We start from the raw sequence: 19,924 nt of genomic DNA, 5'->3' as shown, positions 1-19,924 counted from the left end.
GTCTGATCACTCCTCACCGCCGGCCGGTGAGACGGCCAGCAGGGGCTCGCCGAACTCCACCGACGCCGTGTCGGGGACCAGGATCTCCTCGACGATGCCGGTGACTTCCGCGTGGATGGGCATCATCAGCTTCATCGCTTCCAGGATTCCGACCTGCTGGCCCTCCTCGACCCGGTCGCCCACCGTCACGAAGGGACGTGCGCCGGGATTCGGGCAGTGGTAGAAGCGCCCGACCGTGGGAGCGCAGACGTGGTGCAGGTCCGACTCCTCCGTGGGGTCCGGACCGGACCCGTCCGGTATCGCCACCGGCGCGACCACCGTGTCCAGCTGGCCGGGCTCGGGCCACTCGACCTCGACCGAGATCCCCGAGACGCTCATCCGGATCACCCGGGGCCCGGTCTGCGAGGACTCCGCGAGTTGTGCCACACGGGCGCACACCGACCGCAGCAGCTCGTCCTGCTTCGCCTGTGCCGCTCGCTCGGTATCGGTCGCCGTGCCCGTCGCCGTACCGGTTGCCGTGTCCATTGCCGTGTCAGTCACCCGGCCACCTCCTGCATCACCGGGGTCGCATCGGCCCCGAAGGCTCGAAACCTCTTCCTGCGCTGCTCCACCAGAACGTCCGGCGCGACGCACGACAGTTCGCTCACCGTGCTCGCCAGGGCGACGCGCATGACGTCGTCCGGTACGGAGCCGGCGCCGTCGTGCGCGTCCGCCGGCTCCGGGAGCACCGCGTCCACAACGCCCAGCGACAGCAGCGACTTGGCGTCGAGCCGCAGGGCCCGCGCCGCGTCGGGCGCCTTGGCCGCGTCGTCCCAGAGGATCGCCGCGCAGCCCTCCGCGCTGATGACGGAGTACGTCGCTCCGGGGCACATCAGCACGCGGTCCGCGACGCCGAGCGCCAAGGCGCCGCCGCTGCCGCCCTCGCCGATGACGACGGTGACGACGGGCACCGGAAGGCCCGACATCAGCACCAGGTTCTCCGCGATCGCGACCGCCTGTCCGCTCTCCTCCGCAGCGACGCCCGGATAGGCGCCCGGCGTGTCGATGAACGTGATCACGGGCAGGCCGAGCTTGCCGGCCAGCCTCATCAGACGTGCCGCCTTGCGGAAGCCCGCCGGTGAGGCCATGCCGTAGTTGCGTGCCGCCAACTCCGCGGAGTCGTGCCCTTTCTGATGCCCGACCACGACGACGGGCGCGCCCTCCAGTACCGCCAGGCCACCGATCACCGCGGGGCAGTCGCCCGAGACGCGGTCGCCGTGCAGTTCGTGGAAGGAGTCGAAGGAGCGCTGCACATAGTCGGCGGTGGTCGCCCCGGACAGGTCCCGCGCCCGCTTCACGGCTTCCCACGGATCGACTTCGGGAAGCCGCAGCGGGTCGGTCACCAGCTCCACCTCGCCCTCGACGGCCGGCGTGCGCGGCACCTGGGCCGCGAGCAGCGCACCGATCGCCCCGCGCAGCGAGGAGCGCGGCACGATGTCGTCGATCCAGCCCCGCTCCAGCAGGAACTCCGCGGTCTGGAAGCCCTCCGGCAGGCTCTGCTGCAAGGTCTGCCGGATGACGCGGGGCCCGGCGAAGCCCATGCGGGCACCGGGTTCGGCGAGGATCACGTCGGTCGTCGAGGCGTAGGAGGCCGCGACGCCGCCGTACGTGGGGTCCGTGATCAGCGAGACGGTCAGGATCCCGGCCTCGTCGAGCGCGGCCAGGGCCTGACTCGTCTTCGCCATCTGCATCAGGGACAGGGCGCCCTCCTGCATGCGGGCCCCGCCGGAGGCGGGCACGATCAGCAGCGGCACCCGCTCGCGCAGGGCGGCCTCGGCGGCCAGGGTGACGAGTTCACCCGTGCCGCTTCCGAGGCTGCCGCCCATGAAGCGGAAGTCCATGGCGGCGATGACCAGCGGCCGTCCGAGGATCTCCGCACGGGCGCAGGCCACCGCCTCGTCCATCCCCGTGCTCTCCCGGGCCCGCCGGAAGCGCGCCGCGTAGGGCTCGGAGTCGGTGAACCCGAGAGGATCGTGCGCCCCCACGTCCGAGCCGAGCAGCTGGACGCTGCCCGGGTCGGCCAGCTGGACCAGCCTGTCCGGGGCGGACAGCCGGCTGTGGTGCGAGCAGTGGGGACACACGCCCCACGACCGTTGCCACTGCCGGCAGTAGACCAGCCGGCCGCACGAGCGGCACGCGGACCACTCGGACTCGGCGAGGGAGATGACCTGATCATGAATCATGACCGAGAACCAATTCTGCGTCGGCGGATTACCGGGCCTTGCACTCCAGGAGCGTCCAGTGCTCGATGGGGTCGTTGACCAGCTCGAAGCCGGTGCGCTCGAAGAGTTCGCGCCAGTCCTCGAGGGTTCGCTCGCGGCCTCCGTAGAGCACGAGCATGTCCAGGTCGAGCAGCTTTCCGTGGTCCCAGTGGTTCGCCGGTGCCATGACCAGGTCCCACACCAGGAGCGTCGCGCCGCTGTCCCCGATCCGCTCCCGCACCCGGCGCAGCAGACGCTCGGCCCGCTCCTCGGACTGGTTGTGCAGTACGGCCTTCAGCAGATAGGCGTCGCAGCCGTCGGGGATCGGATCCTTGAAGAAGTCTCCGGCGCGCACCTCGACCCGCTCGGTGACGCCGTGCTTGTCGAGCACCTTGTCGGACGCGCCGACCACCTCGGGGAGGTCCATCAGCACGGCGTTCAGCCCCGGATGCCGGCTCAGCGCCTGGCCGAGGAAGTAGCCGTCGTTGCCGCCGAGGTCGGCGATCCTCGTGAACCGCTCGAAGCCGAAGGAGTTCATCTCCTCATCGGTCATCTGGCGGGCCCAGTGGCTCATGAAGCCCTCGAAGAACTCCCGCTCGGCGGGGTTGTCCTCGAGGTACTGGTAGAAGGGCTTGCCGAACCGGTGCTCGAACGCGGGCTCGCCCGTCCGCACGCTGTGCATCAGTTCCTCGTACGGCAGGGTCGTCATGTCCATCGTGTTGTACTTGACGAGGGGCACGACGTCGGAGGACCTCAACAGCCCGCTGGAGAGCGGGGTGTTCTCGAAGTGACGGGCCTGCGTCTCGCGGAAGATGCCCAGCGCGGTCGAGGACCGCAGCAGCCGGTACAGCGCCGTCTCGTCGGCGCCGCATTCGCTCGCGAGTTCCGACACGGGGCGGGGGCCGTCGGCCACGCGTTCGGCGATGTCGAGTTCCAGGAGCACCTGGACGACCTTCAGCAGCCTGCCGCCGAAGGAGAGCATCACCTGGTGCCAGGCGTGCAGGTCGTCGTCCTGGATCGGGATGGTCGCCACCACCGAGTCGTTCTCTATCGCGCTCATGTCAGGCCCCTCCCTGCGCACGCGCGGCTTCCTCGACGACCTTCTTGATGTGCGCCATGTTGCTCTGCGTGGCGTTGTTGAGATGAGCCGTCATCTGCGCGTTGTCCATGTGCGCTTCGGGCTTCATGTCGAACTCCTGCTGCCAGCGCATCTTCGTGCCCTCGTCCACCTCCGCGTACTCCCAGCGAAGGTTCATGAACTCGAAGGGCCCCTTCTCGACACGCACGGCGCGCACCGTCCGTGAGTCGCGGTCGGGGAACCGGTCGGAGACCCAACTCCACACGCGGCCCTCGGAGTCCGGGTGCGTGGAGAGCCGGAAGCGGATCCGCTCGTCGTTCTGCTCCAGCACCTGCGCGTCCGAGTACTCGTTGAACAGCTGCGGCCACGACTCCACGTCGTTCGTCATGCTCCACACGAGTTCGAAGGGCGCGTTGATCACGACACTGTTGTCGGTCCTGGCGGGCATTTGCGATCACCTCACTGCCGGCTGGGCGTTGACGTACTCGATCATCATCTGGGGGGTCTTGAGGTCCCCGAGGACCTCGTCCGTGATCTCGATGCCGTGTTCCTGCTTGATCCTCGCCGCGACCTCCATCAGAGCCAGCGAGTCGAACTCCAGCTCTGCGAAGGGGGTCTGGAGGATGTCGCCGTCGAGGTCGACGCCGTCACCCTCGCCTGCGGCCTCGCGCATCATCATGCGCAGTTCGTCGAAGGTCATCGCGGTCATGGCTCCTTCACTGACTGTCGGTCGGGTGATCGCGGACCACGGTCGCGGAGTTGAATCCGCCGTAGCCGCGCGCGAGTACGAGTGCTGTGCGGACCGCGCCCTGTCTCGGCTCGCCCAGGACGAGATCGAGTCCGGCGCAATCCCCGGCAAGCACCCGGGTGTTGGTGGTGGGCGGGATCGTGCGGTGACGGATGCTCAGCAGAGCCGTCGCGAGATCGAGCGGCCCTCCGCCTCCGTAGAGTCGGCCGAACATGGTCTTCGGGGCGGTGACGGGCACTCCCAGCGGCCCGAACACCTCGGTCAGGGCGCGCGCTTCGGCGCTGTCGGCCTCGGGTTCCCCGGCCGCGTCGGCGAAGACGACGTCGACCTCTTCGGGCCCGATGCCCGCGTCGGCGAGGGCGTTGCGCACGGCGCGCCCCAGCGTGGATCCGCGGCCGCTGTCCGGCGGCGGGTCGAACGTGGAGGCATGTCCGGCCAGCACGCCGTAGACGTTCCGGCCGCCCCGGGCGCGCCAGGAGGCGGCGTCCTCGGCGATGAGCATCGCACCGCCCTCGCCCGGCACGTGCCCGCTCGCCTCGGCGTCGAAGGGCATGTACGCCGTCCTCGCCTCGGCACTGCGGCTCACCCGGGCGTCGGCCACGTGCGCCACCCAGCCCCAGGGGCAGAGCGTGGTCTCGGTGCCGCCGGTCACCATGAGCGTCGTCGCGCCGTTGCGGATGCTGCGCCGCGCGTTGGCGACCGCGTCGAGGCCGCCGGCCTGCTCGCCGACGAGCACGCTGTTGGATCCGCGCATGCCGTGCCGGATGGAGACCTGGCCGGTGTTGACGGCGTAGAACCACGCGTACGACTGGTAGACGCTGACGAACTCCGAGCCCTGGCCCCACAGTTTCTGCAGTTCGGCCTGGCCGTAGCCGTAGCCGCCCGCGGCGCTGGACGTCGCGACTCCCATGTCGTAGTCGCGGAAGGACTCGGGGTCCGCCCCGGCGTCGGCGAGCGCCCACTCCGTGGCCACCAGGGACATCTGCGTCGCGCGGTCGGTCTGCTTCAGCAGCCGCGACGGCAGGTGGTCCGAGCCCTCGAAGTCACGGGCCTCGCCGGCGAGCCGTATCGGGTAGCCGCCCGCGTCGAAGGCGGAGATCTCGGCGATCGCGTTCTTCCCCGCGAGCAGCGCCTCCCAGTACGCCTCCGTACCCGTGCCGTTGGCGGCGATCACACCCAGACCGGTCACGACGGCCGCCGACCCGGTCACGGCTTGTCTCCCCGGTACGCGGTGAGTACCGCCGCGCTCTGGAAGCCGCCGAAGCCGCTCCCGACGCTCAGTACGGTGTCGACCCGCTGGTCACGGGCCGTCAGCGGCACGTAGTCCAGATCGCACTCGGGGTCGTCCGTCTCCAGGTTGGCGGTCGGGGGCACGACGTCGTGCTCGATGGCCAGTGCGCAGGCGGCCAGTTCGATCGACCCGATGGCCCCGAGCGAATGCCCCAGCATGGACTTGAGCGAACTGACGGGCCGGTGGTAGGCCACGTCGCCGAGGCTGCGCTTGAACGCCGCCGTCTCGTGACGGTCGTTCTGCTTGGTGCCGGAACCGTGCGCGTTGATGTAGTCGACGTCGTCGGGAGCGACGCGGGCCTGCCGCATCGCCGCGTCGATCGCCTCGGCCATCTCGCGGCCGTCCGCCTTGAGTCCGGTCATGTGGTACGCGTTGCTGCGTCCCGCGAAGCCGGAGAGCTCGGCGTAGATGTGCGCTCCACGCCGCAGGGCGGACTCCAGCGTCTCCAGTACGAACACCGCCGCGCCCTCGCCGAGCACGAATCCGTCCCGGTCGAGGTCGAACGGCCGTGAGGCGTGCGCCGGGTCGTCGTTCCGCGGCGAGGTCGCCCTGATCGCGTCGAAGCAGGCGACGGTGATCGGCGTGATCGGCGCGTCGGTGGCCCCGGCCAGCATGACGTCCGCGGAACCCTCGCGTACCAGCTCGTACGCGTAGCCGACGGCGTCGAGTCCGGAGGTGCAGCCCGTGGAGACCACGGTCGCCGGCCCCTCGGCCCCGGCTTCCCACGCCAGATCGGCGGCGAACCGGACGGGCACCATGTACTCGAACAGCTGCGGTACGACGTCGGTGTGCCCGACCAGCCAGTCGCTCCCGGAGTCGCTCACGACCGAGTACTCCTGGTCGAGGCTGGTGCTCGCGCCGATCGCGCTGCCGATGGTCACGCCCGTGCGGGCGGCGAGCGCCTCGTCGATCTCGATGCCGCTGTCGGCCAGGGCCTCCCGCAGGCAGACGAGCCCGAACTGGCCCGCGCGGTCGAGGCGTCGGGTCTGCAGCGGCGTCAGCCCGTGGAACTCCGGCTCGAAGTCCACCTCCGCGGCGATCCGCGAACGGTAACCGTCCGCGTTGAAGAGGGAGATCGTCCGCGTCGCGGTGGTGCCCGAGGAGATCAGTTTCCAGTAGTCGTCCCTGCCGACGCCGCCCGGCGCCACGACGCCCATGCCTGTGATCACGACCCTGCGGTTCATCGCGGACCACCCACCCGAGGTGGCTGCGAATCAGGGTTCGGCACCGGTTCGGTGTCCACGTGCCCGAGCTCGGGCCGGGGGGCCAGCGGGCTGATGTGGTAGACGAGGAAGGCCGGCGTGGAACCGGTGCTGACCAGACGGTGCCGCTGGCCCCGCCGGAACATCACCGCCTCGTCGGCGGCCAGGTCCTGCTCCTCGCCGTCCACGGTGATCCGCAGCTCTCCCTCGACAAGGTAGATGAACTCGTCGGAATAGGGGTGGTAGTGCTCGGCGATCCTGTCGCCGGGACGGATCCGCTGTGTGCCCGTGAATCCCGCCGTCGCACCCACCGAGTGAGGCGTGAGCAGAGCCTTGATCTCGCCGCCCTGCCGGTTGTTGGACGCTACGTCTGCCGCAACTACCTTCGGCGCATTGCCAGTTGACACCGTCTTCCCCTTCGGATGCCGGATACGTCGCCACGCGCCGGCAGTTCGCGCCGGCGGTTCGCACACTGCTGCGCTGCGACAGGAACGCTAGGGACGGCGCCTTGAACCATTCGTGAACCGGGCTGGTGACCCGGACCGGCGACGGGTGAGCCCTGGCACGACCAGGACACCAGCGGTGCTCACTCGCCCTCCGGCATGATCACGCGATGTGCCCAGCGCCTGTTGAACGCTCCGCGTGCGCGTGCTCCGGCAGCGGGGAAGGCCGTCCCGCCCGCGGACCGTGCGGCCCGGAACTCTCAGGCTCAGTCGACCGAAGGGGAGAACCATGACCGCACGAAGGATCGCGCTCGTCACCGGCGGGTCTCGGGGCATCGGCAGTGCCGCGTCGCGGCAGCTCGCCGCCGACGACGTCACGGTGGTCGTCAACTACCACACGAATGCCGAGGCCGCGCAGAAGGTGGTGGACGAGATCCGCGAGGGCGGCGGCGAAGCCGTCCCCGTGCAGGCGGACATCGGGGACCCGGCTCAGGTGCGGGCGCTGTTCGACACCGTGGAGGACCGCTTCGGGGCGCTCGACATCTACGTCAACAACGCCAACACCGCAGCCACCTTCTCCACGATCGCCGACGCCCCCGACGAGCACTTCGAGCAGACGTTCCTCACCAACACCCGCTCCATGTTCGTCGCGCTGCGGGAGGCCGCCCGGCGGCTACGGTGCGACGGCAGGATCATCTTCGTCTCCAGCGGCGTGACCAAGATGCACATCCCGAAGTTCGGTCTCTACGCGGCGACCAAGGCCGCCGGCGAGCAGATGATCCGCACTCTCGCCCACGAGTGCGGCGCCCGAGGCGTCACGGCCAACAGCGTCGTCCTCGGCCCGATACGCAGCGCGTCCTTCGACGACCGGCCGGGCGGCGCGGCCGAGGGCATCGCGCAGCAGACACCTCTGGGGCGCATCGGGGAACCCGAGGACGCCGCCGACGTCATCGCCTTCCTGGCATCGGACGCCGGACGCTGGATCACCGGGCAGTCCATCAACGCGGGCGGCGGACTCTACTGAACCGCGCCGCTACCGAACCGCCCCTCCCAGGCCGGGCATTGGAATCACGCCGGGCCCGCGGGCCCGACGGATCGCTAGAACCCCAGCCTGCGAAGCTGCTTGGGGTCGCGCTGCCAGTCCTTGGCGACCTTCACATGCAGGTCCAGATACACGGGCGTGCCCAGCAGTGCCTCGATGTGCTTGCGCGACGTCGTGCCGACGTCCTTGAGCCGCTTGCCCTTCGGACCGATGACGATGCCCTTCTGGCTGGGGCGCTCCAGGAAGATGTTGGCGTGGATGTCCAGCAGAGGCCGGTCCGCGGGCCGGTCCTCACGGGGCAGCATCTCCTCGACGACGACCGCGATGGAGTGCGGCAGTTCGTCCCGCACGCCCTCGAGCGTGGCCTCACGGATGAGTTCGGCGACCATGACCTGCTCCGGCTCGTCCGTCAGGTCGCCGTCCGGGTAGAGCGGCGGACCCTCGGGGAGCATCGGGGCCAGCAGGTCGGCCAGCAGAGACACCTGCCGGTCCTCGACGGCCGAGACCGGCACGATCTCCGCCCACTCGATCCCGCACTCCTTGCCGAGCCGGTCGACGGCGATCAGCTGCTCGGCCATCGCCCTGGAGTCGGCCAGGTCGGACTTGGTGACCACGGCCACCTTCGGGGTCCGCTTGAGGCCGGCCAGTTCGGCGGCGATGAAGCGGTCGCCCGGGCCGATCCGCTGGTCGGCGGGCAGGCAGAAGCCGATGATGTCGACCTCCGCCCACGTCGTACGGACGACGTCGTTGAGCCGCTCCCCCAGCAGGGTGCGCGGCTTGTGCAGACCCGGGGTGTCCACGAGCACCAGCTGCGCCTCGGGACGGTGCACGATGCCGCGCACCGTGTGCCGGGTGGTCTGCGGACGGTTGGAGGTGATCGCGACCTTCGTGCCCACCAGCGCGTTGGTCAGGGTCGACTTGCCCGCGTTGGGACGGCCGACGAAGCACGCGAACCCGGAGCGGTGCGGTGCCTGCGAGGAGTCGGCCGGGGAGGAAGGTACGTCCATGGCGACCATTGTCCCCGATCGGGTGAGTGCCCCTGACCGGTGGTGAGGCCGGGCGCCCCAGGGACGTTCACGGCCCCCGCCGGGGGTCAGCCGGCCGCGACCGTCGCGCGCAGCTGCCCGTCGGGTCCCGCCAGCAGCACCGTCGTCGCCTGGCCGGAAAGGTCGTGCACGGCCGACAGGTCCGTGGCCGGGATCAGCTCCGACTCGGTGACGACCGCCGCGGCCTCCAGCGACTCGGCGCCGGACGCGACAGCCATCGCGACCGCCGTCTGAAGGGCGCTGAGCTGCAGAGAGGGCAGGGCCACCGAACCGGCCACGTATGTGCGGCCCGTCTCGTCCCGTACCGCCGCGCCCTCCGGGACGCCGTTGCGCGCGCGGGCGCTGCGGGCCAGCGTGAGGAGCTTGCGGTCCTCGGGGTCCAGTGCCTGATCACTCTGGTCACTCATACGCCCGAGCATATGTCGCGCCGTGCGAGGCACGGCCGGGGGCTGCCGTCCAGAACCCCCGTCCCGCCGGGAGGCGTTCAGGAACGGTCGAGCCGGAGCCGCTCGCGGCGGGGCAGCCCGGCGACCACCAGGTCGTAGGAGTCCTCGATCATGTCCCGGACCATGCGCTCCGGAAGTGAGCCGTCGAGCGTGACCGTGTTCCAGTGCCGCTTGTTGAGGTGGTAGCCGGGTGTGACGGCCTGATGGGCCTCGCGCAGCTGGACGGCCAGCTCCGGTTCGCACTTCAGGCTCACCCGCAGCGGGCTCTCATCGAGCGGACAGATTGCGAAGATCTTCCCGCCGACCTTGAAGACCGACAGCTCCGGGGAGAACGGGAAGTCCTCAAACGTCCCGTTCAGCTCCAGGCAGTACGTGCGCAGCTCATCCGGAGTCATGTGTTCAGGGTCCCCCTTCGGGATCCGCCCCGCCCGGCAGGGCGGCCGGCTCACGCGTTGGCCGGCTCGTCCGTGGAGGACTCGTCCGCGTCCTCGGCGGAGCGGACCGGCTCGACCAGCACCGTGACGATCCTGTTCCGCCGCCCCGCCGGGGCTTCCGCCGTCAGCCGCAGCGCCGTCAGCTCCGGGTCGGAACGGTCCTCGGTGACGTCGACCGTCGCCGTGGCGCCCGCGATGGGCACACGGCCGAGCGACTTCGCGAGCAGACCGCCGACCGTCTCCACGTCCTCGTCGTCGAGCCCGACCAGGTCGTACAGCTCACCCAGGTCCCCGATGTCGAGGCGGGCAGTGACGCGGTAGCGGCCCTCGCCCAGCTCCTGAACGGGCGGCAGCTCACGGTCGTACTCGTCGGTGATCTCGCCGACGATCTCCTCCAGGATGTCCTCGATCGTCACGATCCCGGCCGTGCCGCCGTACTCGTCGATGACGACGGCCACGTGGATGCGGTCCTGCTGCATCTCGCGCAGCAGATCGCCCGCGTTCTTCGTGTCCGGCACGAACGCCGCCGGGCGCATCGCCGTGGAGACCAGCTCCGTCTCGGCCTCGCGGCTGATGTGCACCCTTCGCGCGAGGTCCTTGAGGTAGACGATGCCCACGACGTCGTCCTCGCTCTCCCCGACGACGGGGATGCGGGAGAAACCGGAGCGCAGGGCCAGGGTCAGCGCCTGCCTTATCGTCTTGAACCGCTCGATGGTGATCAAGTCGGTACGCGGAACCATCACTTCACGCACGATCGTGTCACCGAGCTGGAAGACGGAGTGCACCATCTTCCGCTCCTCGGCCTCGATCAGCGACTCCTGCTCGGCCAGGTCCACCAGGGCGCGCAGCTCGGCCTCGCTCGCGAACGGGCCCTTGCGGAAGCCCTTTCCGGGCGTGAGCGCGTTACCGACGAGGATCAGCAGCTGCGGCACCGGCCCGAGGATGCGCACCAGCGGAACCAGCACGTACGACGCGGCCGTGGCGGTGTTCAGCGGATGCTGACGGCCGATGGTGCGCGGCGAGACGCCGATGGCCACATAGCTGACCAGCACCATCACGCCCATCGCGACCGCCAGCGACTCCCATGTGTCCTCGAAGGCCCGCAGACACGCGTACGTCACCAGCACACCGGAGGAGACCTCGCACGCCACCCGCACCAGCAGCGCCAGATTGAGATAGCGCGTCGGGTCGTCGGCCACGACCGCCAGCCGCTCGGCGCCTCGCCGGCCCTGGCGGACCGCTTCCTCCGCGCGGTAGCTGGTCGTACGGGCCAGACCGGCCTCCGCACACGCGGCCAGCCAGGCGACGACGAGCAACAGGACCGCCGCAGCGATCAGCCGGGCCGTCACGACGTCGTCGTGGGAGCGGGAGAGGGCCCCGTCAGCCCGCGCTCGCCGCGCCAGCCGTCCAGGATCGCCGACTGCAGACCGAACATCTCGGCCTTCTCGGCTGCCTCCTCGTGGTCGTATCCCAGCAGGTGCAGCACCCCGTGAACGGTGAGCAGTTGGAGCTCCTCGTCCATCGAGTGCTGCGTGGGAGCGTCGGCGCCCTGCTGCTCGGCGACCTCGGGGCACAGCACGATGTCACCGAGGAGCCCGGGCGGCGGCTCCTCCTCTTCCCGCACGGGCGGGCGCAGCTCGTCCATCGGGAACGACATCACGTCGGTGGGCCCCGGCAGATCCATCCACTGCAGGTGCAGCTGCTCCATCGCGTCGGCGTCGACGACGATCACCGAGAGCTCCGACAGGGGATGGATCCGCATGCGGTTCAGCGAGTAGCGGGCGATGTCGAGCAGCGCCTGCTCGTCGACGGTCCGCCCGGATTCATTGTTGACGTCGATCGTCATGGGGCAGGCTCAGCGCTTTCCGTGGCCGTGACGGTCTCCGGACCTGCCGCCGGTTCCGGGCGCGCCCGAGGAACCCTGGGCCGCTGGGTCCGCCCCGTTCCGCACGTCGTAGCGCTCGTAGGCGTCGACGATGCGGCTGACGAGCTTGTGCCGCACCACGTCGGAGCTGTCGAGCATGCTGAAGTGCACGTCGTCCACGCCGTCCAGGATCTCCCGGACCTGGCGCAGACCGCTCTTCGTGCCGCCCGGAAGGTCGACCTGGGTGACGTCCCCGGTGATCACGATCTTCGAGTCGAAGCCGAGCCTGGTGAGGAACATCTTCATCTGCTCGGGGTTCGTGTTCTGCGCCTCGTCCAGGATGATGAAGGCGTCATTGAGGGTGCGACCCCTCATATAGGCCAGCGGCGCCACCTCGATCGTGCCCGCTGCCATCAGGCGCGGGATGGAATCCGGATCGAGCATGTCGTGCAGGGCGTCGTAGAGCGGGCGCAGATACGGGTCGATCTTCTCGTAGAGGGTGCCGGGCAGGAAGCCGAGCCGCTCCCCCGCCTCGACCGCCGGCCTGGTCAGGATGATCCGGTTGACCTGCTTGGACTGCAGCGCCTGGACGGCCTTGGCCATCGCGAGGTAGGTCTTGCCGGTGCCTGCGGGGCCGATGCCGAAGACGACCGTGTGCTTGTCGATCGCGTCGACGTAGCGCTTCTGGTTGAGCGTCTTCGGACGGATCGTGCGGCCGCGGCTGGAGAGGATGTTCTGCGTCAGCACTTCGGCCGGGGTCTCGCCGGCGGAGCCGTCCTGCTGGTCACGGAGCATCGAGATGGAGCGCTCGACCGCGTCCTCCGTCATGGGCTGACCGGTGCGCAGGACCAGCATCATCTCGTCGAAGAGACGCTGGATGAGATCGACCTCCGCGGCCTCGCCCGAGGCACTGATCTCGTTACCGCGCACGTGGATGTCGACGGCGGGGAACGCTTGCTCGATCACGCGCAACAGGGAGTCACCGGAACCCAGCACCGTCACCATCGGATGCTTGGCCGGGACGGTGAAGCGGGCCGTGGCCTGAGGTGCCTGCGGGGATCCCGCCTGATTCGTCGTTGTCTGCGTCATGGGTGACCCTGGTCGGGCCTTCCTCATCCCTCTCTGTCTCTCCTGGCGGTTGGCTTTCAAGAATACGACGCGGCACTGACAAGCAAGAACGCGATTTCCGTGCGGGGCCCGGGCTTCGGCCCGTTCGCGGGTGCGGCGCGGCGGTGTCCGTGCGCGGTTATCGGGCCCCGGTCGTGCGCCCGAAGCCGATCGTGGGGAGCGCCCGGCGGCGGGGGGCGGAGCCGGGGCATCCGGTGAGGACGGCGTCCAGGAATCCGTACGTCCCCTCGCACGGCCCGTCGGCCTGCTGTGCCCCCGCTCCCCCGGCCGCCCCGGCCCGCGGGCCGCCGGCCCGCACCCGGCTCCACCACGCCGCGATCTCGGACCAGCCTGGCGCGGAGAGCGATCCGCCGAACTCCTGGACGGAGAGCGCCGCCGTCAGCCCGGCGAAGGCCAACCGGTCCGCGAGGGGCCAGCCGGCAAGGGAGCCCATGACGAAGCCCGCGACGAAGACGTCGCCGGCGCCCGTGGTGTCGAGGGCGTCGACGGGGATGCCGGGGACCTCCGCGCTCTCGCCCGTACGGCCGTCGACCGCGCACGAGCCCTGCGCCCCCAGCGTGACGACCGCGAGCGGCACCCTCTCGCTGAGCGCGCGGGCCGCGGCGCGGGGGCAGTCGGTGCGCGTGTAGCGCATGGCTTCCTCGGCGTTGGGGAGGAAGGCCTCGCAGTGCTCCAGGTCAGGCAGGGCACCGAGGTCCCAGCGGCCGGTGTCGTCCCAGCCGACGTCGGCGAAGATGCGGCTGCCGTGGCGGGCGGCGATGGCGATCCACTCCTGGCCGTCGCCCGGCGCCAGCGAGGTGACGCAGGCGCGTGCGGGCGGCGGGCACCCCGGGGCCTCGGGGTCGATGGGCGCCCGGCCCAGGCCGAGCGCCGTGGGGGATGCCGTGGGCTCGCGGGGCGGCGCCTCGTGGCCGTGGGAGATCATCGTGCGTTCGCCCTCGTACGCCATGGACACGGTCACCGGCGAGTGCCAGCCGGGGACGGTGTGGGAGAGGGCGAGGTCGATGCCTTCGCCCTTGTCGAGGGCTTCGCGGCAGTAGTCGCCGTACATGTCGTCGCCGAAGGCGGCGGCGAGGGACGTGTGCAGACCGAGACGCGCCAGGGCGGTGGCCATGTTGGCCACGCCGCCGGGGCTGGAGCCCATGCCGCGGGCCCAGGACTCGGTGCCGCGTACGGGGGCGGAGTCGAGGCCGGTGAAGATGATGTCGAGGAAGACGGTGCCGGCGAGGTAGACGTCGCAGGCAGGGTCGCCGGGGGCGCGGAGCGCGGCGAGCGGGTCGAAGGGGTGCGGCTGCGCGGACAGCGTGCCGTATGTGCGGGCGCCGGCGCCGTCGGGCCGGACGGCGGCGCCGCGACCGGCCTCCGGCTCCCGCTCCTCCCCCTGGTTGTTCACCGCGCCCGTGCTCACCTTGTACTCCTTCGGCACCTGTACGGCTTCGAGTGGTGTCTCCGGTGTACCGCGCGGCTCGGACATGGGGCCAGTCCGAGCCGCGCTTCGCGTGGCCGTGTCCCTGGCCCAGGGGTGGGGCAGGGGCCACGAGCGGGCCGGGGCCACGAGGGAGGGCGCCGACGTTCGCGGGGTCGGTCCGGTCGGTGGCAGCTCACGGGAAGGGCGGGGGCGGGTTCACCAGCGGGGAACGCTGGGGGCCACCCAGCCCGGATCGGCCCTGCGCATGGCGGCGGCGTCGTCGCGGTCGCGCATCGTCCCGTCGTCGTCGAGCCAGCGGCGGTGCAGGACGGCGAGCCTGTCGCGGTCCACCTCGATACCGAGGCCGGGTGCGTCGGAGACATCGAGGCAGCCGTCGCGGAAGGTCAGCCGGCCGGTGAGGACGTCCTCCGACTGCCAGGGGTAGTGGCTGTCGCAGGCGTAGTCCAGGTTCGGGACGGTGGCCGCGACGTGGGTCATCGCGGCGAGCGAGATCCCCAGGTGGGTGTTGGAGTGCATGGACAGGCCGACGCCGAACGTGCGGCAGACGGCGGCCAGTTCGCGGGTGCGGCCCAGCCCGCCCCAGTAGTGGTGGTCGCTGAGCACGACCTGTACGGCGCCGGTGGCGAACGCTTCGGGGATCTCGGGGAACGTCGTCACACACATGTTGGTCGCGAGCGGGACTCCCGTACGGGACGCGACCTCCGCCATGCCGGGAGTCCCTGTCGTCGGGTCCTCCAGGTATTGCAGGACGTCGCGCAGTTCCTCGGCGACCTCGATCGAAGTGGGCACGGACCAGGCGCCGTTGGGATCCAGGCGCAGCGGCGCGTCGGGGAATGCCGCGGCCAGTGCGCGGACGGCGGCGATCTCTTCGGCGGGTTCGTACACGCCGCCCTTGAGCTTGAAGGAGCGGAAGCCGTGGTCGCGCGCGAAGCGGCGGGCCTGCGCCACGATTCCGGCGGGGTCGGTCGCGGCTCCCCAGTCGTCGGACTCGCCCTGGCCGCCGGGGTGTTGCTCCCAGCGGTGGAAGAGGTATGCGCTGTACTCGACGCGGTCGCGGACCTTGTGCCCCAGCAGCGCGTGCACGGGCAACTCCCGGGCCTTGCCGAGCGCGTCGAGGCAGGCGACCTCGAAGGCCGAGACGACGGAGAGCCGGAGCTTGTCGGCGGTCTGCACTCCGCGCTGTCCGCCGACGTCGGCGGAGCCCATGCGCGCGGCGTCGACCTCGACGGTGGCGGCGAGCGCGAACAGCCCGTTCAGGTCCGTGACTTGGCGGCCCGGCAGCGCTTCCGCCAGTGGGCGGGCCAGATCCAGGTACTTGGTGTCGCCGTAGGTCTCGCCGAAACCGGTGATGCCCCCCGCGGTCACGATCTCGACGATGAGCCGCGCCGCGTAGGGCTGGTGCACGCCCTGGGTGTTGAGCAGGGGCGGATCGGAGACGAGGACGGGTGTGAGCCGTACATCGGTGATGGTCAGGTCGGCGGTCATGGGGCGGCTCCCGTCGCATCCGTTCGGCTCATGTCGCCAATGTCTCCGTACGTAGATGGCGTCTATGTACGGAGATGGAGGCTAAGGATCTGAACATCACCGGTCAATACTTCGCACACGGCACTCCGCTTGCGACGCACCGGCACCGGCACGCACCGGCACCGGCACGCACCGCCGCCCAACGTCGCTGATGCGAGGGCGGCACGGGCTGCGAGGAGCGGGCCGGTGCTCAGGGCCTGCGCACGAAGACGGTCACCGGGACGTGCGTGCGGGGTCGGACTCCTCCACGCCAGGGCCCGGGGCCTCTTCCTCCGGGCGCACATCCGCCGGGGCGGCTTCGTCCGGCCCCTCGGCCCGCGAGCCCTCGCCCTCCGGGAGGGCATCCGCCTGGCCCGCACCCTCCGAAGCGGTCGCCGGCTTCGCGGCTGCCGCCCCGGCCGAGCCCTTGCGCCGGGTCAGTCGCCGCGCCACCGGCTCGGCCCAACGGGCGGTGAGCGGTCCGACGATGACGAGGATGAGGACGTACGCGGTGGCCAGCGGGCCGATGCGCGGCTCGGCCCCCGCCGCGAGCCCCGCGATCACGATGGAGAACTCGCCCCGTGCCACGAGCGTGCCGCCGGCCCGCCAGCGCCCCGGGGCCCTGATGCCGGCACGGCGTGCGGCGTACCAGCCTGTGGCGATCTTCGTCAGAGCGGTGACGACGGCGAGGATCAGCGCGGGCAGCAGCACGGGCGGGATCGCGGACGGCTCGGTGGACAGGCCGAAGAAGACGAAGAAGACGGCGGCGAAGAGGTCGCGGAGCGGAGTGAGCAGGCTGTGGGCGCCCTCGGCCACCTCGTCCGAGAGCGCGATCCCCACGAGGAACGCCCCGACGGCTGCCGAGACCTGGAGCTCCTGGGCGATCCCGGCGACCAGCAGCGTGAGGCCGAGCACGACGAGCAGCAGCATCTCCGCGCTGTCGGACGAGACGACGCGGCTGATCAAACGGCCGTGCCGCAGGGCGAGGTAGAGCACGGCGCCGACGGTGCCGAGCGAGATCAGCAGCGTCACCGCCCCGCCCGCGAGACTCACACCGGCGAGGATCGCGGTGAGGATGGGCAGATAGACGGCCATCGCGAGATCCTCGATGACCAGCACTCCGAGGATCACGGGCGTCTCGCGGTTGCCGAGGCGCCCGAGATCGCCGAGGACCTTGGCGATGACGCCCGACGAGGAGATCCACGTGACTCCGGCCAGGACCACGGCGGCGACGGGACCCCAGCCCAGCAGCAGTGCTGCTGCGGCGCCGGGCAGGGCGTTGAGGACGAAGTCGACGGCGCCGGAGGGGTATTGGGTCTTGAGGTTGGTGACGAGTTCGGAGGCGCTGTACTCCAGACCGAGCAGGAGCAGCAGCAGGATCACCCCGATCTCGGCCCCGGTGGCGACGAATTCCTCGCTCGCCTGCAGCGGAACGATGCCGCCGTGGCCGAAGGCCAGCCCGGCGAGGAGGTAGAGGGGGATCGGCGAGAAGCCGATGCGGCCGGCGAATCTCCCCAGCAGGCCCAGGGCCAGGATGATCGCCCCGAGTTCGATGAGCATGGCGGTGGTGTCGTGCACGGGCGTCTGACCTCCGGGTCGGTTCAGCAGCGGCGTCCGGCTCGTCCTCGTACGCGACGGCTCGGTGACGTGGTCACGTACGGGCCCGGTGACGTGGTCACGTACGGGAGGGGTGCCGGATGTGGCGACGGGCCGGCGGCGACCGGCACGCGGGGGCGGGTCGATCCCCCCGTGCGCGTGGGAGGCCGGAGCGGTCTGTGCCGTTGCTGCCGTGCACGCTGCCGCGGGCGGCGGCATCCGCCCGCGCATGCCCGGGCTCGCGGGCTGCGGGAGCGGCGTGTGGGCGACGCCGACGAGGGCGGCTTCACGGACCGGCGGTGGGTCGGATGCATCTTGGCCCCCGTCACGTCGGCTTCAGGACCGGCGTCGGAGCCGGTCCTTGCGATGGGCGATCACCCGCACCAGGGTAATCGCTCGGTAAAGAGATCCTGCTGCCGGGGTAAAGCGGGACCGTCCGGCGTGCTGCGACGACGGATCGGGCGTGCGGTCAGCCGCCTCTCCCGCCGGGAAGCCGATGGCCGCCGGCGGGCGGCCGCACCGCCCACTTCCGCAGCTCAGCCTTCGCGCCGCAACCCCCGGGCGCACGACCGCACATGCCCTACGATCAGCGCATGCCGGAGCCCGGAGGCGTACGCGCCGTGAAGTCCGCCTCCCGCGCCGTCGATCTGCTGGAGGTACTGGCCGCGCGAGGCGACCGGCCCGCCCGGTTGCGTGAGCTCGCCGAGGAACTCCAAGTGCCGCGAAGCAGCATGTACGCCCTGCTGCAGACCCTCATCGAGCGCGGCTGGGTACGTACGGACGCCACCGGTTCCCTCTACGGCATCGGCATCCGCGCCCTGCTCACCGGCACCAGCTATCTCGACAGCGACCCGAGGGTGCGGGCGGCCCGCCCGTATCTCGCGGAGGCCTCCGAGCGACTGGGCGAGACCATCCACCTGGCCCGGCTGGACCGCGGCGACGTCGTGTACCTGGCCACACGGGAGTCGCACGAGTACCAGCGCACGCTCAGCCGCGTCGGCCGCCGCCTGCCCGCGCACGCCGGCGCCCTCGGCAAGGCGCTGCTGGCCGAGCGGCCGGACTCCGAACTCCCGCTCCCCGAGGACCCGTTGCGCGCCCTGACCCCGCACAGCCACACCCGGCGTGCCTCGCTGCTGGCGGACCTGGCGCGGGTGCGGGAGCGCGGCTACGCCATCGACCGCGAGGAGGGAGTCGTCGGCATCGCGGGCTTCGGCTTCGCGCTGCGCGACGCTGCGGGGGAATCCCCCGCGACCGACGCGGTCAGCTGCTCGGTGCCGGTCGGCCGTCTCAGCGAGGAGCACGAGCAGCGCATCGTGACCGTGATGCGGGAGATCCGCGAACGGATCGAGTCCGCGGGCCTGGCCGCGGGCAGCGGCGCCCCCGACTGGCGCTGACACCTCGCTCGCGGTCCGGCCTCGCCGCCCACTCGCGGCGTCAGTCCTCCCCGGCGTGGCGTTCCCGAAGGCAGGCCGGGCGGACGCTCCGTACCCCCTCAGCTCACCGGGCGGAGCACGAAGGCGCCCCAACCCAGCAGGTCACGGCCGTGGGCGAGATACGACGTGCGGGAGTGCCGGAGGAAGTCGCGCATGTCCGGGGCATCCGGGTGCTCCGGGTGCGCGCACAGCCAGTCGCTGACGGTGCGCCACTGCGAGGCGGCGTACCGGTCCCAGCTGTCCGGATCCGCGAGGACCATCTCGACGAGTTCGAGGCCGGCTGCCTCGAAGCGCTCGTTGGTGCCGGCGAGGCTCGCGAAGTCGTCCGGCTCCATCTCCAGGGCGCGGCACGCCTCGTCGGACGGCTCGGACCGCCAGAACACCTCACCGACGACCATCGTGCCGTCCGCCCGCAGCGCGCGGCGCATCAGCTCCAGCGTGCCGGCGAGGCCCCCGCCGATCCAGGTCGCGCCCAGGCAGGTCACCAGGTCGTGGCCGCCGGGCTCGGCCTCGTACGATCCCGCGTCCGCACGCTCGAAGTGCAGCCGCTCCGCGACTCCCAATTCCGCCGCTCGCTCGCGGGCGGCTTCGAGGAAGACCCGGCTGATGTCCACGCCGATGCCTTCGGTGCCGTGGTCACGTGCCCAGGTCGAGAGCATCTCCCCCTTGCCGCAGGCCAGATCGAGGTGACGTGCGCCGGGCCTGGGCGCCGTCACCGTTCCGAGCAGCCGCAGCTTCTCCTCGGTGAAGGGATTGAGGATGCGGTTCCCGGCTTCGGCGATCTCATGGTGGCGCAGCGACATGGGCTTCCCTTCGGGGTGCGTTCGGGCGGAACTCTGCCCTTGCGCACGGGCACGCCGCAACGCGGATTCCCGTCCGCGGTCGGGCGGGTCCACGGAAGGACCGTGACAGATGCCGGGACGACATCTGCCACGGTCGCCGGCCGGGCCGCCGAGGCCCGGGCGACCGGCCCGCGCCACCGCCCCGACGGCCGGCACACT

Annotated in this window: 20 protein-coding genes; 2 read left to right on the top strand and 18 right to left on the bottom strand. The window is 71.1% G+C overall.

What is annotated here, in order from left to right:
* Nucleotides 1–6: 6 nt before the first annotated feature.
* From G4Z16_RS23925 to G4Z16_RS23890, 8 genes are read right to left on the bottom strand one after another with little or no spacing between them, the layout of a single operon-like run.
* Nucleotides 7–540 (bottom strand): acetyl-CoA carboxylase biotin carboxyl carrier protein, encoded by a 534-nt coding sequence (locus G4Z16_RS23925; RefSeq protein WP_197352727.1) that lies wholly within the window; start codon nt 538–540, stop codon nt 7–9.
* Nucleotides 537–2,222, bottom strand: a complete 1,686-nt coding sequence (gene accD, locus G4Z16_RS23920) for an acetyl-CoA carboxylase, carboxyltransferase subunit beta (protein WP_197352726.1) — start codon at nt 2,220–2,222, stop codon at nt 537–539. Before accD ends, G4Z16_RS23925 begins: the two co-directional genes overlap by 4 nt.
* 28 nt (nt 2,223–2,250) lie before the next feature.
* Nucleotides 2,251–3,300, bottom strand: a complete 1,050-nt coding sequence (locus G4Z16_RS23915; protein ID WP_197352725.1) for a methyltransferase — start codon at nt 3,298–3,300, stop codon at nt 2,251–2,253.
* A 1-nt stretch (nt 3,301) separates the two neighbouring features.
* On the bottom strand, nt 3,302–3,766 hold the full coding sequence (locus tag G4Z16_RS23910) for an SRPBCC family protein (protein ID WP_197352724.1): 465 nt from the start codon (nt 3,764–3,766) through the stop codon (nt 3,302–3,304).
* Nucleotides 3,767–3,772: 6 nt separating this feature from the next.
* Complete coding sequence (locus G4Z16_RS23905; protein ID WP_197352723.1) at nt 3,773–4,027, bottom strand: acyl carrier protein; 255 nt, start codon at nt 4,025–4,027, stop codon at nt 3,773–3,775.
* Between the two features lie 7 nt (nt 4,028–4,034).
* The gene (locus G4Z16_RS23900) at nt 4,035–5,276 is read right to left on the bottom strand and encodes a ketosynthase chain-length factor (protein ID WP_197352722.1); all 1,242 of its coding nucleotides are present in this window, start codon (nt 5,274–5,276) and stop codon (nt 4,035–4,037) included.
* A complete protein-coding gene (locus G4Z16_RS23895) occupies nt 5,273–6,541 on the bottom strand; it encodes a beta-ketoacyl-[acyl-carrier-protein] synthase family protein (RefSeq protein WP_197352721.1) in 1,269 nt (422 codons plus the stop codon). Before G4Z16_RS23895 ends, G4Z16_RS23900 begins: the two co-directional genes overlap by 4 nt.
* Nucleotides 6,538–6,966, bottom strand: coding sequence for a cupin domain-containing protein (locus G4Z16_RS23890; RefSeq protein WP_197352720.1), 429 nt, complete (start codon nt 6,964–6,966; stop codon nt 6,538–6,540). Before G4Z16_RS23890 ends, G4Z16_RS23895 begins: the two co-directional genes overlap by 4 nt.
* 325 nt (nt 6,967–7,291) lie before the next feature.
* On the opposite strand from G4Z16_RS23890, the gene G4Z16_RS23885 reads away from it, so the two are divergent.
* Nucleotides 7,292–8,026: an SDR family oxidoreductase gene (locus G4Z16_RS23885; protein ID WP_197352719.1), complete on the top strand. Its 735-nt coding sequence runs from the start codon at nt 7,292–7,294 to the stop codon at nt 8,024–8,026.
* 74 nt (nt 8,027–8,100) lie between these two features.
* Here G4Z16_RS23885 and era read toward each other — a convergent pair whose 3' ends face one another.
* From era to G4Z16_RS23840, 9 genes are all read right to left on the bottom strand, one after another.
* Complete coding sequence (era, locus tag G4Z16_RS23880; RefSeq protein WP_425508112.1) at nt 8,101–9,060, bottom strand: GTPase Era; 960 nt, start codon at nt 9,058–9,060, stop codon at nt 8,101–8,103.
* Between the two features lie 77 nt (nt 9,061–9,137).
* Nucleotides 9,138–9,509: a cytidine deaminase gene (locus G4Z16_RS23875; protein ID WP_197352717.1), complete on the bottom strand. Its 372-nt coding sequence runs from the start codon at nt 9,507–9,509 to the stop codon at nt 9,138–9,140.
* A gap of 65 nt (nt 9,510–9,574) precedes the next feature.
* Nucleotides 9,575–9,931, bottom strand: coding sequence for an MmcQ/YjbR family DNA-binding protein (locus tag G4Z16_RS23870; RefSeq protein WP_197352716.1), 357 nt, complete (start codon nt 9,929–9,931; stop codon nt 9,575–9,577).
* A 50-nt stretch (nt 9,932–9,981) separates the two neighbouring features.
* Nucleotides 9,982–11,319, bottom strand: coding sequence for a hemolysin family protein (locus tag G4Z16_RS23865; protein ID WP_197352715.1), 1,338 nt, complete (start codon nt 11,317–11,319; stop codon nt 9,982–9,984).
* Nucleotides 11,316–11,816 (bottom strand): rRNA maturation RNase YbeY, encoded by a 501-nt coding sequence (gene ybeY / locus G4Z16_RS23860; protein WP_197352714.1) that lies wholly within the window; start codon nt 11,814–11,816, stop codon nt 11,316–11,318. The genes G4Z16_RS23865 and ybeY overlap by 4 nt, the downstream gene beginning before the upstream one ends.
* A 9-nt stretch (nt 11,817–11,825) precedes the next feature.
* Nucleotides 11,826–12,923 carry a PhoH family protein gene (locus tag G4Z16_RS23855; RefSeq protein ID WP_246531024.1) on the bottom strand — a complete coding sequence of 366 codons (1,098 nt, stop codon included), beginning with the start codon at nt 12,921–12,923 and terminating at the stop codon, nt 11,826–11,828.
* Between the two features lie 157 nt (nt 12,924–13,080).
* Nucleotides 13,081–14,436: a carbohydrate kinase family protein gene (locus G4Z16_RS23850; protein WP_246531023.1), complete on the bottom strand. Its 1,356-nt coding sequence runs from the start codon at nt 14,434–14,436 to the stop codon at nt 13,081–13,083.
* Between the two features lie 150 nt (nt 14,437–14,586).
* Nucleotides 14,587–15,876: an enolase C-terminal domain-like protein gene (locus tag G4Z16_RS23845; RefSeq protein ID WP_197352713.1), complete on the bottom strand. Its 1,290-nt coding sequence runs from the start codon at nt 15,874–15,876 to the stop codon at nt 14,587–14,589.
* A 252-nt stretch (nt 15,877–16,128) separates the two neighbouring features.
* Entirely contained in the window at nt 16,129–17,472 is a 1,344-nt protein-coding gene (locus tag G4Z16_RS23840; RefSeq protein WP_246531022.1) for a cation:proton antiporter, read from the bottom strand.
* A gap of 611 nt (nt 17,473–18,083) precedes the next feature.
* On the opposite strand from G4Z16_RS23840, the gene G4Z16_RS23835 reads away from it, so the two are divergent.
* Entirely contained in the window at nt 18,084–18,884 is an 801-nt protein-coding gene (locus G4Z16_RS23835; RefSeq protein ID WP_197352712.1) for an IclR family transcriptional regulator, read from the top strand.
* A 98-nt stretch (nt 18,885–18,982) separates the two neighbouring features.
* On the opposite strand, the gene G4Z16_RS23830 is transcribed toward G4Z16_RS23835, so the two are convergent.
* A complete protein-coding gene (locus G4Z16_RS23830) occupies nt 18,983–19,726 on the bottom strand; it encodes an SAM-dependent methyltransferase (protein ID WP_197352711.1) in 744 nt (247 codons plus the stop codon).
* Nucleotides 19,727–19,924 lie beyond the last annotated feature (198 nt).

Source organism: Streptomyces bathyalis (genome assembly GCF_015910445.1).
Taxonomy (GTDB): domain Bacteria; phylum Actinomycetota; class Actinomycetes; order Streptomycetales; family Streptomycetaceae; genus Streptomyces; species Streptomyces bathyalis.
Note: the sequence above shows the minus strand (reverse complement) of the source record. Positions and strands in the feature narration are given on the sequence as shown.